This is a genomic window from Arcobacter vandammei (genome assembly GCF_016106035.1).
Classification (GTDB): domain Bacteria; phylum Campylobacterota; class Campylobacteria; order Campylobacterales; family Arcobacteraceae; genus Aliarcobacter; species Aliarcobacter vandammei.
The window spans coordinates 41770-56106 of sequence record NZ_JADKPZ010000012.1 but is presented as its reverse complement, the minus strand read 5'-3'; the positions used below and the strand labels follow the sequence as shown (position 1 = coordinate 56106).

Annotated in this window: 12 protein-coding genes; all 12 read left to right on the top strand. The window is 29.1% G+C overall.

Features of this window, described 5'->3' with window-relative positions; genetic code table 11:
- Positions 1-5: 5 nt before the first annotated feature.
- The 12 genes from IQC44_RS07885 to IQC44_RS07830 all read left to right on the top strand — a co-directional run bounded on the left by IQC44_RS07885 (position 6) and on the right by IQC44_RS07830 (position 14292).
- The gene (locus IQC44_RS07885) at positions 6-1553 is read left to right on the top strand and encodes a SulP family inorganic anion transporter (protein WP_198305798.1); all 1548 of its coding nucleotides are present in this window, start codon (positions 6-8) and stop codon (positions 1551-1553) included.
- A gap of 1 nt (position 1554) precedes the next feature.
- A complete protein-coding gene (locus IQC44_RS07880) occupies positions 1555-2196 on the top strand; it encodes a uroporphyrinogen-III synthase (protein WP_198305797.1) in 642 nt (213 codons plus the stop codon).
- A gap of 243 nt (positions 2197-2439) precedes the next feature.
- Positions 2440-3708, top strand: a complete 1269-nt coding sequence (purD, locus tag IQC44_RS07875; protein ID WP_198305796.1) for a phosphoribosylamine--glycine ligase — start codon at positions 2440-2442, stop codon at positions 3706-3708.
- Between the two features lie 4 nt (positions 3709-3712).
- A complete protein-coding gene (locus tag IQC44_RS07870) occupies positions 3713-4156 on the top strand; it encodes an RDD family protein (protein WP_198305795.1) in 444 nt (147 codons plus the stop codon).
- Positions 4149-6293 (top strand): LPS-assembly protein LptD, encoded by a 2145-nt coding sequence (locus tag IQC44_RS07865; protein ID WP_198305794.1) that lies wholly within the window; start codon positions 4149-4151, stop codon positions 6291-6293. Before IQC44_RS07870 ends, IQC44_RS07865 begins: the two co-directional genes overlap by 8 nt.
- Positions 6268-6933, top strand: coding sequence for a phosphoribosyltransferase family protein (locus tag IQC44_RS07860; protein ID WP_228286298.1), 666 nt, complete (start codon positions 6268-6270; stop codon positions 6931-6933). Before IQC44_RS07865 ends, IQC44_RS07860 begins: the two co-directional genes overlap by 26 nt.
- 2 nt (positions 6934-6935) lie before the next feature.
- On the top strand, positions 6936-9080 hold the full coding sequence (locus tag IQC44_RS07855) for a polyribonucleotide nucleotidyltransferase (RefSeq protein WP_198305793.1): 2145 nt from the start codon (positions 6936-6938) through the stop codon (positions 9078-9080).
- Between the two features lie 127 nt (positions 9081-9207).
- Positions 9208-9576, top strand: coding sequence for a response regulator (locus IQC44_RS07850; protein ID WP_198305792.1), 369 nt, complete (start codon positions 9208-9210; stop codon positions 9574-9576).
- A 14-nt stretch (positions 9577-9590) separates the two neighbouring features.
- A complete protein-coding gene (locus tag IQC44_RS07845; RefSeq protein ID WP_198305791.1) occupies positions 9591-11678 on the top strand; it encodes a chemotaxis protein CheA in 2088 nt (695 codons plus the stop codon).
- A 3-nt stretch (positions 11679-11681) separates the two neighbouring features.
- A complete protein-coding gene (locus IQC44_RS07840) occupies positions 11682-12527 on the top strand; it encodes a CheR family methyltransferase (RefSeq protein WP_198305790.1) in 846 nt (281 codons plus the stop codon).
- Positions 12524-13201 carry a chemotaxis protein CheD gene (locus tag IQC44_RS07835; protein ID WP_198305789.1) on the top strand — a complete coding sequence of 226 codons (678 nt, stop codon included), beginning with the start codon at positions 12524-12526 and terminating at the stop codon, positions 13199-13201. Before IQC44_RS07840 ends, IQC44_RS07835 begins: the two co-directional genes overlap by 4 nt.
- 20 nt (positions 13202-13221) lie before the next feature.
- Entirely contained in the window at positions 13222-14292 is a 1071-nt protein-coding gene (locus tag IQC44_RS07830) for a protein-glutamate methylesterase/protein-glutamine glutaminase (RefSeq protein WP_198305788.1), read from the top strand.
- Positions 14293-14337: the final 45 nt, after the last annotated feature.

Sequence of the window (14337 nt, the reverse complement as noted above, 5' to 3'; positions counted from 1 at the left end):
ATGCTTTGCAATTAACAACTATAAAAAATGATATTTTAGCTGGAATAACAGTTGCAATAGTTGCTTTACCTTTGGCATTAGCTTTTGGAGTTGTAAGTGGTGCAGGTGCTAGTGCTGGTCTTTATGGAGCAATTATTTTAGGCTTCTTTGCAGCACTTTTTGGTGGAGTTTCTATTCAAGTATCAGGACCAACTGGTCCTATGACAGTTGTTACAGCTTCTGCTATAGTTGCTTTTCCGCATGATTTAACATCTGTTATGGCAGTTGTTTTGTTTGCTGGACTTATACAAATTTTATTTGGTATTTTAGATTTAGGAAAATGGATAAAGTTTATTCCATACCCTATAATATCTGGATTTATGTGCGGAATAGGAGTTATTATTATAATTTTACAGATAAATCCTATGTTTGGTGTACAAAATAGTAGCTCTATTTTGTATATTTTATCAAATCTATCAAATACCTTTAATAATATAAATTATGAAGCTTTAGTTGTAACAATATTAACACTTTTAATTATGTTTTTAACACCTAGCAAAATTAGTAAAATCATACCTCCTGCATTAATTGCTCTATTTAGTATAACTATATTATCAGTATTTTTAAATCTAAATATTGCAACAATAGTTGAGATACCATCTTCTTTGCCAGAATTTACTATTCCTGCATTTGAAATTATACATTTAAGTACAATTTTAACTTTTGCTATAACTTTAGCACTTTTAGGTTCAGTTGATACTCAATTAACATCTGTTTATGTAGACTCTAAATTAAAAACAAATCATAATTCAAAAAAGGAGCTAATAGCTCAAGGTATTGGAAATAGTATGTGTTCATTTTTTGGAGCAATTCCAGGAGCAGGGGCAACTATGCGAACTGTTGTAAATATGAAAAATGGAGCAACAACTAGAATTTCAGGAGTAACTCATGCTATTGTTTTACTTTTAATAGTTTTAGTTTTTGCTCCTCTTGCTTCAAAAATTCCATTAGCTCTTCTTGCTGGAATTTTAATTAAAGTAGGTTTTGATATTTTAGACTACAAGTTTCTTAAAATAATAAGAAAAGTTTCAAAAGATGACCTTTTAATTATGTTAGTTGTATTTTTTATGACAGTTTTTGTGGATTTAATTATGGCTGTTGCTTCAGGAGTTGTAATATCTTCAATTATGGCAGTTTATCAAATATCAAAAAATTTGAAAATCAAGCATTATAAAACTTTAATAAAAAACAATAAAAATGAAGAGAATATTGATGTTTTTAGAGTAAAAGGTGCTCTGTTCTTTGCAACAGCAACACTTCTTGAAAGAGTTTTAAATAGAGCAAAATACAAAAAAATCATTATTGATTGTACTGAAGTAAGCTATGTTGATATGTCAGCTATATTTAAATTTGAAGATATTATAGAAAAATATAAAGATAAAAGTGTTGAGATTATAATAGTTATAAAATATATGCATAAGAAAAAACTATTAAAAATTGGAGAGAATTTCAACACAATTAAAATATATAGAACCCTAGAACATGCAAAAATACATATAAAAGAAGAGTTATAAAATGGCAAAAATTTATCTTTTAAATAATCAAAAATTTGATGATGTTGTAAATCTTGAAGTTTTCAAAGTTCAAAGTTTGAAATTTGATATAGATTTAACTAATTATGATGCTTTGATTTTTACTTCAAAAAGTGCAATTTTTGCTCTTGAAGAGAATAAAATAGATTGGAAAAATAAAGCATCTTATGTAATAGCAAAAGCAACTTCGCAAATAGCAGAGAAATATGGTGCAAATGTTGTTTTTACTGGAGAAAATGGACATGGAAATGAGTTTGCAAAAGAGCTAATTCCTTACTTAAAAGATAAAAAAGTTTTATATGTAAAAGCTAGTAAAACAGTTTCAAATTTACTATCTATTTTGAAAGATAATGGTATAAATATAGATGAATTGGTATCTTATGAAACTATTTGTAATAAAAATCTAAAAGAGATTGAATTAGAAGATGATTCAACTATAATTTTTACTTCTCCTTCTAGTGTAGAGTGCTTTTTTAAGAAATTTTCTTGGAATAGTAGCTTTAAGGCTATTGTAATTGGAAAAACAACTGCTTATTATCTTCCAAAGGAGATAAAAAACTATCAAATTAGCCAAACTACAAATGTATCTGAATGTATAAAACTTGCAAAGTTGTATTATAGTTAAACATAATTTTAAAGATAATTTAGATAAAATCTATCTCAATATTTAACCTAAGTAGTTCGTGATTTCCATTGACGAGAGGTCCGATAACTTATTTTTGTAGGCAAATTGTAGTAATATGGTGTGTAGCGATTCTTTTTGTTTTTGCTCCTTAAATATTTCTCTTGCTTACTGTCCTGACTTTTCAGGGCCAAATTTATGGTAACGGCTACTCGGGAACTTTTATAAAATTTCAAAGGAACAATCGTGAATATATTAATACTTGGAAGTGGTGGTAGAGAGTACTCTATTGGATTAGCATTAACAAAAGAAAAATCTCATAACTTATATTTTATGCCAGGAAATGGTGCTACTTCAGATTTAGGAACAAATATTAATATAACTGATTATGAAAAACTTGCACTCTTTGCAAAAGAAAATAACATTGATTTAACAATAGTTGGACCAGAAGCTCCACTTGTAGATGGTGTTGTTGATATATTTAGAAAACATAATTTAGTAATTTTTGGACCAACTGCAGCTGCTGCAAAACTTGAGGGTTCAAAAGCTTATATGAAAAATATTCTAAAAAAATACAATGTACCAACAGCAGCATTTATAGAAACTACTAGCAAAGAAGAGGCTTTAAACTTTATTGATAGTATGCAAAACACTCCAATAGTTGTAAAAGCAGATGGGCTTTGTGCTGGAAAAGGTGTAATTATTGCACAAAGTAAAGAAGAGGCAAAACAAGCTGCTTTAGATATGCTTAATGGTAGCTCTTTTGGTGATGCTGGAACAAATGTAGTAATTGAAGAGTTTTTAGATGGATATGAACTATCTGTTTTTGCTATTTGTGATGGAAAAAACTATAAAGTTTTACCAGCAGCTCAAGATCACAAAAGAGTAGGCGATGGTGATACAGGACCAAACACAGGTGGAATGGGTGCTTATGCTCCAACACCACTAGTTAATGATGAAATCTATAAAAAAATAGAAGATAGAGTAATCAAACCAACTTTAAAAGGGATGCAAGCTGAAGGTGCACCTTTTGAAGGAGTTTTATTTATTGGAGTTATGGTTGTAAAAGGTGAACCAATTATTTTAGAATATAATGTAAGATTTGGAGATCCTGAGTGTGAGATTTTAATGCCTCTTCTTGAATCACCTGTATCTGAACTATTTTACTATGGTGCTACAAAACAACTTGATAAATTAGATATAAAAATTAAAAATGAGTTTGCAGTTGGTGTTGTGATGGCAAGTGAAAACTATCCATATAGTTCAAGTAAAGCAGCTGAGATTATAATAGATAAAATTGTAGATGAAGATTTAAAAAACAACTCTCATATCTCTTTTGCTGGAGTTGAGTTAATAGATGGAAAACTATTTGCAACAGGTGGAAGAGTATTAGTTTGTGTAGGAACTGGTAATAGTATAAAAGAGGCAAGAAATAGAGCTTATGCCCTATGTGGTCAAGTTCATTTTGCAGGTAAAAAATGCAGAACTGATATTGCATATCAGGCATTAAAGTAGTTTTATGCAAGAACAAATTGATACATCAAAACTAGAATTAGCATCTATGAGAAGTAGGGCTTTTGCCTTTGTCATTGATGATGTTATTGTTAGTTTATTAATAATGTTTGCCTATTGGGATATGATAGTTGCTTCTAGTCATGATAGTGAAGCACTGGTTTATTTAATGCAAACTACACTATTTTTACCTTTTATGGTTCTGAAAATTTTTTATCACACTTTTTTTGTTTGGTATAGTGGGCAAACTATTGGGAAAAAAGTTGCAAAAATTAGAGTAATTGATTCAAATTATTGGGGGAGAGCAAGTTTTTTCCAAGCTCTATTTAGAGGAATTGGAAGAGTTGTTTCAGAGATGTTCTTTTATGTTGGTTTTTTAATCGGATTTTTTAATGATGGAAGAAAAACATTCCATGATTTTACAGGGAAAACGTTGGTGGTAAATGCGTAGAATTATAAGCTCTTTAATAATAACTTCTTCACTACTTTATTCAGTTGAAATAAAAAATGAAAAATATCAGTTACTTGCTCAAAATGTTGATACAAAAGATAATATTATAACAGCAACAGGAAATGTTGTAATTTATTCTCCTACATATTATTTAAGTGCAGATAAGGTAGTTTTTCATCAAGATAGTGAAAATTTTGAACTCTTTGATAATGTTTTAATAATAAAAGATAACAATATCCAAACACAAAGTAATTATGCTTATGTTGATTTAAAAAATGAAATTTTTAATCAATCTCCAACATTTTTAATGGAGGAAAAAAATAGTATTTGGACAAATGCAAAAGAGTCAAGAAAAAATAAAGAGATAGTAAAATTAGATGGTACAATAATCTCATCTTGTGATTGTATAGACCCAGATTGGAGTATTAGAACTTCAAGTGCTGATTATGATACAGAAAATATGTGGATAAATGCTTATAATCCAAGATTGTATTTTAAAAATATTCCTGTTTTTTATCTTCCTTATTGGGGATTTCCAACAGATACAACAAGAAGAACAGGACTTTTACTCCCTTTAATTGGATACTCAAAAAGTGAAGGTATCTATTACTCTCAACCGATATTTTTTGCACCTGCTGATAATTATGATATTGAAGTAATTCCACAAGTTAGAACTTTAAGAGGAGCTGGAGTTTACTCATATTTTAGATATGCTGATTCACCAAACTCTATGCTTAAGATTAAAACTGGATATTTTAAAGAAAAACCAAAATATCAAGAAAAAGAGGGCTTAGAAAACTCTGAACATTATGGTGTTAATTTGAATTATGAAAGAAGAGGAATATTAGCAAGTAAAAATAATCATGAAGATGGACTTTATGCCTCTTTAAGATATTTAAATGATGTTGAATATATTACTCTTGAAGATAATGATTATGAAACAACAACTGATAAAAAAGTTGAATCAAAATTAAACTATTTTTATAATACTCCAAACTATTATGGTGGAGCTTATGGGAAATATTATATAGATGCTGGTAGAAAATCAAATGCACAAACTATGCAAGAATTACCACAACTTCATGGGCATATTTATAATCAAGAGCTATTTTTAGATAGTTTAATCTACTCTTTAGATGCTAAATATTACAACTATACAAGAAGAGAAGGAATAACAGCTGATATATATGAGTTAAATCTTCCTATTTCATATAGTAAAAATATTTTAGATGATTATATGTATATAGGAGTTGAAAATAGCTCTACTTTAACTCAATACAATTATGATAACTCAAAATATAAATATGACAATGGAACACTTATTCAAAATAAAACTTCATTTTTTATAGGAAGTGATTTAATAAGACCATATACAGACTATATTCACACAGTAAATTTAAGAGCTAGTTATGATGTTCCTAAGAATATAAGAAAAGATGGCGATATTTATGGTATTACTGTTACAAAAAATGATGCTGCTAGATATGATGAACTGAAAGATTTTCCAACTATTAAAGATAATAAGACAGTTGATTTAAACTTAAATCAATCTATATATGATAAAGAGAGTTTAAAACAAATTGTAAATCATAAAATGAGTCAATCAATAATCTATGATAGCTTTGATGAAGCAAAAGCTCAAGATTATGAAAATTATCTTAAACTTAATCATGATTATGGTTCTATCTCTGGGAAAGTTATCTATAATATGCAAGATAAAACTATAGTAGAAAGTAGTGCTAGTACTTCATTTAAATATGAAGATTTTGTTTTAACTGCAAATTATAATAATACAAGAGCAACAGAAAATGATTTTAATGATAGAGTTGATTTAGAATCTTATGGATATAGTGCTTCATATAAGTTTGCAAAAGATTATTCATTAAAATATTATGAAAATTATAATATTAAAGAGAAAGTAAGAAGTAGACAAGGAATAGGATTAAATATTGATGATAGCTGTTGGAATTTAGATTTGATGGTTGAAAAAGAGATAACTCCAAGAAGTAGAAAAAATATTAATGGAGATTATGATAGCTATGAACAAACTATACTTTATGCTTTCTTAACTTTAAAACCAGTTGGTGGAATAAGACAAAAATATAGAATTGATGACAACTCAAATGATTTTAAATAGTATTTGTTTTAAAAATAGAACTGATGCAGCAAATAGATTGCTTGAAGTTTTGCCAATAGATACTATGAAGTTAGAAAATTGGATAGTAATATCTGCTTCAAATGGTGGATATAAAATTGCAAAAATAATAGCAAAGAAATTAGATGCAACTTTTGATATTATGTTTAATGAAAAGATTTATGCTCCAAATAATGAAGATTGTGAAATTGCAGTTGTTACAGAGCTTGAGGAAGTTTTAATACATGAAGAGTTAGTAAAATCTTTTGAGATAGATTTAAATTATATATATTCAAAATCAAAAATTATTTATGAAGATATTTTAAAACCAAGAATATCAGCTTTTAGAGCTGGAGAAAAACTCAATCATCTTGAAGGTAAAAATATCTTAATTGTTGATGAGGATATAAATGTAGGTTTAGTAATGATGGCTTGTATAAAAACTATTATAAATCAAAAAGTGAAGTCTATTTGTGTAGCAACTCCAATACTTTCAACTGCAAGTATTCCAGCTATTGACTCAATTACTGATGATTTATATTATATTAAAAGTTTGGAACATTTTGTTGAAGCTAATCATTATTATGAAGAGCTTGAAGAGATTACAATAGAAGATTTAGAAAGAATTAAAAAAGAAGGATAAATATGGCAATAGTATGCGAATTAGAGTTAAATAATCAAAAAGAGATTTTTGAGTTTGGAAAAGTTGCTAAACAAGCAAATGGTGCTGTTTTAGCAAAAATGGGAAATGCTGTTATTTTAGCAGCTGTTGCAAGTGAATTTGACAACCCTGTAAGTGAAGATTTTACACCTTTAACTGTTCAATATATTGAAAAAACTTATGCAGCTGCAAAACTTGCAGGTGGATTTATAAAAAGAGAAGGAAAACCTAGCGATTTTGAAACATTAACTTCAAGAGTAATTGATAGAAGTTTAAGACCACTTTTTCCAAAAGGTTTTGTATATCCAACAACAATAACTGTTATGGTTTTAAGTGCTGATAAAGATGTAGATTTACAAACTTTGGCTTTAAATGCAGCAAATGCAGCACTATATACATCAAACTTACCTATTAAAAAATCTGTTTGTGGTGTTAGAGTTGGAAAGATTAATGATAAATTAGTAATAAACCCTACAAGCGATGAGTTAAATAACTCTACACTAGATTTATATGTGGCTGGTTCTAAAGATGAACTACTTATGATTGAGATGAAAACTATATCTTCTTTAAATGACTCAAACCACTCTACAAACGAAATGGAAGAGCAAACTTTAGTTGAAGCAATTGCTTTTGCACAAGAGGCTTTAAAAAATGCAAATCTTGCTTATGAAAATAATTTTGAAAAAGCTTGTAAAACAATGGCAACTGTTGAATTAGTTGAGTTTACAATTCCAACTGAAGTTATCTCTTATGTAAGAGATAATTTTTCAAATGATATTAAAGATGCTATAAAAAAACTTGCAAAAAGTGAAAGAGCAGTTGAGTTAAAAGAGCTATCAAAAGCAATAGCAAAAAATGATTATTGCACTACAAATGAGCTTGAATATAGCACTATTTATGAAGCTGTAAATGTTGTAAAAAGAGAACTAGTTCGTTCTATGATTGTAAATGAAAAAGTAAGAGCAGATGGAAGAGGTTTAAAAGATGTAAGACCAATAGATATAGAGACAAATATTTTACCATCAGCTCACTCATCTTGCCTATTTACAAGAGGGGAAACTCAAGCTTTAGTTGTAGGGACAATTGCAGGAGCAAAAGATGGGCAGATGTATGAAGTTTTAACAGATAAATCAACATCTATGGAAAACTTTATGGTTCACTACAATTTCCCAGGATTTAGTGTAGGTGAAGCAAAACCAATTTTTGGAGTAGGAAGAAGAGAATTAGGTCATGGAAATCTAGCAAAAAAAGCTCTTGAAGCTACAATTAATAAAAACTTCAAAGATACTTTTAGAATAGTTTCAGAGATTTTAGAGTCAAATGGTTCTTCATCTATGGCAACTGTTTGTGGTGGTTCTTTGGCTCTTAAAGCTGCAAATATTCCAGTTTCTTCTTTGGTTGCTGGAGTTGCTATGGGAATGGTTGTTGAGGGTGATAAATACTCAATTTTAACAGATATTATGGGACTTGAAGACCATGATGGTGATATGGACTTTAAAGTTGCAGGAACTATAAATGGAATTACAGCACTTCAAATGGATATAAAACTTGGGGGAATTGAGTTAAATGTACTTCAAGAGGCATTAAATCAAGCAAAAGAGGGAAGAGTTCATATCTTAAATATTATGGAAGAAGCTTCTAAAGATATAGTTTCAAGTCCTGCTTTACCAAAAGTTGAAGAGTTTGAAATAGATAGCTCAAAAATGATGATAGTTATTGGAAAAGGTGGAGCTACAATTAAAGAGATTATTGAAAAATACTCTGTAAATATTGACTTAAATAGAGATAACGGAACTGTAAAAGTAAGTGGTGATGATAAAAATAAAATAACTGAAGCAAGTAATTTTATAAAAGAGTTAGTAAATAACTCTAATTCTCAAAAAGCCCCAGCAAAAATTGATTTTGAAAAACTTTATAGTTTAGATGAAGTTGTAGCTGGAAAAGTTGAAAGAGTAGTTGATTTTGGAGCATTTATTCTTCTTGCAAAAGGTGGAGAAGGGCTTTTACATATCTCTAAACTATCAAAGCAAAGAGTAGAAAAAGTAAGTGATGTTTTATGCGTTGGACAAGAAATAGAAGTAAAAGTTCTAAAAGTTCAAAAAGATAAAATAGAATTAGGTTTAAATTAATCCTTTTTTGGATTAATTTTTCTCACCAAATCTTCATAAAATAACTAACAAATCTAATCACAAATTAATATTTCTTACGATAATATAGTAAAAATAATTTTTTAAATGTAAACTTTAAGGGGTTTTTATGGCCAAACTTTTAATAGTAGATGACTCTACAATGCTAAGAGATATGTTGAACTATGCTTTGAATGAAGGTGGTTATACTGATGTTGTTGAAGCAATTGATGGAGTTGATGGTTTAGCAAAGGCAAAAACAGCTGAATTTGATTTAGTAATAACTGATGTAAATATGCCTAATATGGACGGATTAACTTTAATAAGCGAACTAAGAAAGTTATCAGCATATTCTAAAAAACCGATTTTGGTATTAACAACTGAGAGAAGTGATGAGATGAAAGCAAAAGGAAAAGCAGCAGGTGCTACTGGATGGATTGTTAAACCATTCGTTCCAGACCAGCTATTAAAAGCTGTAAATATAGTATTAAGCAGATAAGCAGGGGGTTTATAATGTCATTTGATATTTCTAAATATAGAGAGATGTTTTTAGAAGAGGCTTCTGAGCTTTTTGAATCGGCTGATAATGTTTTACTAGAAGCTGAAAATAATGGTACTTTAACTGATGAAGAGATGGGACAATTGTTCCGTGATGTTCATACTTTAAAAGGTAGTGGAGCTTCAGTAGAGTTGGCTTTTTTTGCAGAGTTTACTCATGATGTAGAAAATTTAATGGATAAATTAAGAAGCCATAAAATTGAATTTATTCCAGAAATGGCAGAGACTCTTTTAGATGGTCTTGATGTAATGAAAGAGATTTTAGATTTAGAAGTTGCAAACCAAATTAATAGAGAAAAATTTACAGATATGACTTCTGCTTTACTTGAAGAGATTAGAGCTTATTCAAAAGGTGAAAATGTAGTAAAACAAGCAGCTGCACCAAAAGAAGTTGTTGTTGAAAAAAAAGTTGAACAAATAAGCGAAATTTCAAAAGAACACGATGAAGAAAAAGAGAATTTTGGATTTTTTGATGAAGATATGAATGGTTTAAGAGATGAGGAAAACCCAGCTTTTGGTCTATTTATGGACGATGAAATAAATGAAGAACATAAATCTTATGGTTTTTTTGAAGATGATTTAGAAAGAATTTCTGAATTGGTTGAAAATGAACCAGAAGAGATAAAAGAAGAAAAAGAGCATTTTGGTTTCTTTGATGATGTTCCATCTATTACTCCTGATGCTGTTATGAAATCAAATGATATAGAAGAAGAAAAAGTTGTTAAAACTCCTACTATCGAAAATAAAGTAGAAGAGCCAACAAAAGTTGTTACTAGAAAGCCAAGAGCTGAACAAGAAGATGATAATAAAAAATCAATAGCAAATAATAATAACAATAGTATTAGAGTTAATCTTGATAAAATTGATTTATTAATGAATAATGTTGGAGATTTAGTTATTACAAATGCTATGCTTACACAATTTTCATCTTCTATTGAAGAGACAAAAACAAGATCTTCAGTTTTAGAAAGATTAGAACTTCTTGAAAGACATATTAGAGATATGCAAGATAGTATTATGAGTATCAGAATGGTTCCAATGGAATCAATTTACTCAAAATTCCCAAAAGTAGTACGTGATATTTCAAGAAAACTTAGTAAAAAAGTTGAATTTAAACATTATGGAGATAATGTTGAGATTGATAAGGCTATGATTGAAGGATTAACAGACCCTTTAATGCATATTATTAGAAATTCTCTTGATCATGGAATTGAGATGCCAACAGTTAGAGAAGCTTCAGGAAAACCTGAAACAGGTTCTATTTCAATTAGTGCAGAACAAGCAAATGGTCAAATGATTATCACAATTGAAGATGATGGAAAAGGTATTGATTGTGAAAAAGTTGCACAAAGAGCTTTAGAAAAAGGTCAAATAGATGAACATCAATATAGCAATATGACTGATAATGAAAAAGCTATGTTGATTTTTGGAGCAGGTGTTTCAACTGCTGATGAGATAACTGATATTTCAGGTCGAGGTGTTGGAATGGATGTTGTTAAAACAAATATCTATAAATTGGGTGGAGCTATTAAACTTGACACAAAAATAGGTGAGGGTACAAGAATAACTATTATGTTACCTTTAACTCTTGCTATTTTGGATGGTCTTGATATTAAAGTTGGAGATCAAAAATATATTTTACCACTTAGTTCAATTGTTGAATCACTTCAACCAACATCTGATATGATTAAAAAAATTGGTGATGGAACTAGAGATTTATTAATGCTAAGAGAAGAGTTTATTCCAATAGTAAGACTTCATCAACTATTTGGATTAAAAGATAGCTTTGAACATTTAGAAGATGGAATGCTAATCGTTGTGAAATCTGGAAATACAAAAGTTGCATTATCAATTGATGAATTTTTAAATCAACATCAAGTTGTTGTAAAACCTCTTGATAAAAACTTTAGAAGTGTTCAAGGAATTGGAGCTGCAACTGTAAGAGGAGATGGAAGTATCGGTCTTATTTTAGATGTTGTAGGCATTATAAATGCACAAATTAAAATAGAAAAAGATATGCATTCTATAAAAAGGGCCTCATAAGATATGTCTTATTCAGTAGATGATGTACATAATAGGGTAAAAAAAATTCTTTATTCTCTTACAGGAATTACACTTACAGAGAATAAAGAGATTATGATTTCAAATAGAATTGATAAATTAAAAAGAAATTGCAAATTCTATGGTGATATTATGGAACTGCTTGATATGGTTGAGCAGGGAAAATATGAGACAGATTTCATAAATACATTTACTACAAATAAAACACACTTTTTTAGAGAAGATTTTCATTTTGTAGATTTAAAAGATAGAGTATTGCCTAAGTTTGCTCAAAGTGGTGAGAAAATATCTATGTGGTGTTCAGCTTCTTCAACAGGAGAAGAACCATATTCAATGGCAATAACTGTTCTTGAAGCAGTAAATGAGTGCAATAGAAATATAAATGCTTCAATAATAGCTACAGATATTGATACAAATGTTTTACAATATGCAGCAAATGGTATTTATAGATATTCAAAATCATCAAAAGAGTTTCCAGTTTGGATAAAACCACAGAAGTATTTTAAAAGACGAGTTCAAAAGACTTTAGCTGGAGATGAAGTTTTAATTAAAGCAAATGATGAATTAAAAAGAATGATAACTTTTCATGAGTTAAATTTAAATGATTCAAGTTACAGCTTTGCAAATAATCAATTTGATGTTATTTTTTGTAGAAATGTTCTTATTTATTTTTCAGTTGAAGACCAAAATAAGATATTAAAAAAGCTTTTCCGTCATCTTAAAGTTGGTGGAACTTTATATATAGGTCATTCTGAAAATCCTCAAGATTTGATTAATTATGTTAAAAGAGTTGGACAAAATATCTTTATCAAAGAAAAAGAGATAGTATGATAGTAATAGGACATAAGGATGGTAGTATAGAAAAAGTCTCTTCTTCTAGGTTTACACAGCAAACAAAAGGTTACAATACACATACTGTTATAGGTGGTGAGTTTGCTGTTGGAAGAGATGATGATGATGTTGCCTTTAAAACACTTTTAGGCTCTTGTGTAGCTTTGATGTTTTATGATAAAGATAAGAAAATAAAAGCTATGAACCATTTTTTGTTACCAAAAACAGAGAATACAATTGATGATATGAAATATGGTCTTTATTCTGTTGAGGCTATGTTAAATGAGATGTATAAAATGGGTTGTAAAAAACAAAGTATGGTAGCTAAAATATCTGGTGGAGCTGATATTATGCAGTTGAATTTATCAAATACATCTATAGGTCAAAGAAATGTTGAGTTTGCAAAAGAGTTTTGTAGATCTGAAGGGTTTAAAGTTTTATCCGAGCATACAAGAGGAGAACATGGAAGATTAATACTTTTAGCAGATGATTTTGACACTTTTATTAAAGTTACTCAAAAATCTGATACTGATAGTAAAATTCTTTCTGATGAAAAACAATTACAAACAGAAATTACAAAAGCTCCTGTTATCAAAGAATATAGTGGTGCAGTTGAAATTTTTGGGTCTACAAATAAAGATGTTGAACCAGAAATGGAAATTGAGCTTTTTTAAAATATATTTAGGGTTATAAAATGTACACGGTTTTGATTATAGATGATTCTGCTTCTATGAGAAGAGTATTAAAAGATATGATTAGCTCTATTGATGAGTTTGAAGTTATTGGTGTTGCAAATGATGCCTATGAAGCAAGAGAAAAAATCAAAGAGTTTGAGCCTGATTTGGTAACTATTGATATAAATATGCCTAAAATGGATGGAGTTACATTTTTAAGAAATTTAATGCGACTTCATCCAATGCCTGCTGTTGTAATATCAGGAGAGAGTGTAAGAGGAAACGATATCTTTGATGATGGAGCTGTTGGTTTTATCCCAAAACCTGAAATGGGTGAAGCTATGAGTTCTTTTTCAGATAGAATAAAAGATACACTTCTTAGCCTTACTTTCTTACTAAAAAGATATACTCTTAAAAAACCAAAACCTTTAAAACAAGTACCTTTAACAATAAATGTTGATTATAAAGTACATCCAGATGAAGTTATTCCACTTAGAGCAGCAAAATTAGCTGGTCAAAAGTTAGTAGCTATTGGTTCATCAACTGGTGGAGTTGAGTCTTTATTGAAAGTTTTTAGAAAATTACCATCAGATTTACCTCCAATATTAATAACTCAACATATTCCTTATGGATTTTCAAGCTCATTTGCTCAAAGATTAAATGATAATTCAGATGTAGAAGTTTGTGAAGCTAAAGATGGAATGGTTTTAGAAAGAGGAAATGCATATTTAGCTCCTGGAAATATGCATTTAACAATAGAAAGAGTTGGAAATGAACTTAGAACTAAACTTTTAGATACAAAAAAAGTAAGCCAACATAAACCAAGTGTTGATGTATTATTTAGATCAGTAAATAACAGTGTTGGTGGTGGAGCTATGGCTGTTATGATGACAGGAATGGGTGATGATGGTATGATAGCTATGAAAGAACTTTTTGATAATGGTGCTTATACTGTTGCTCAAAATGAGGAGAGCTGTGTAGTTTTTGGAATGCCTATGAAAGCTATCCAAGCAGGAGCAGTTAAAGATATTGTACATTTAGATGATATTGCTTCATATATTATTGATTTTTCAAGAGGAAAAAGAAAGTAATATAAATAAAAAAGGCTAAGAATTTTAAATTCTTAGCCTTTTTTT

Coding starts and splice junctions, on each gene's coding strand:
- IQC44_RS07850 (WP_198305792.1), top strand. CDS start 9,208: ATGGCCAAACTTTTAATAGTAGATGACTCTACAATGCTAAGAGATATG.
- IQC44_RS07830 (WP_198305788.1), top strand. CDS start 13,222: ATGTACACGGTTTTGATTATAGATGATTCTGCTTCTATGAGAAGAGTA.
- IQC44_RS07880 (WP_198305797.1), top strand. CDS start 1,555: ATGGCAAAAATTTATCTTTTAAATAATCAAAAATTTGATGATGTTGTA.
- IQC44_RS07835 (WP_198305789.1), top strand. CDS start 12,524: ATGATAGTAATAGGACATAAGGATGGTAGTATAGAAAAAGTCTCTTCT.
- IQC44_RS07865 (WP_198305794.1), top strand. CDS start 4,149: ATGCGTAGAATTATAAGCTCTTTAATAATAACTTCTTCACTACTTTAT.
- IQC44_RS07855 (WP_198305793.1), top strand. CDS start 6,936: ATGGCAATAGTATGCGAATTAGAGTTAAATAATCAAAAAGAGATTTTT.
- IQC44_RS07860 (WP_228286298.1), top strand. CDS start 6,268: ATGACAACTCAAATGATTTTAAATAGTATTTGTTTTAAAAATAGAACT.
- IQC44_RS07870 (WP_198305795.1), top strand. CDS start 3,713: ATGCAAGAACAAATTGATACATCAAAACTAGAATTAGCATCTATGAGA.
- IQC44_RS07845 (WP_198305791.1), top strand. CDS start 9,591: ATGTCATTTGATATTTCTAAATATAGAGAGATGTTTTTAGAAGAGGCT.
- IQC44_RS07840 (WP_198305790.1), top strand. CDS start 11,682: ATGTCTTATTCAGTAGATGATGTACATAATAGGGTAAAAAAAATTCTT.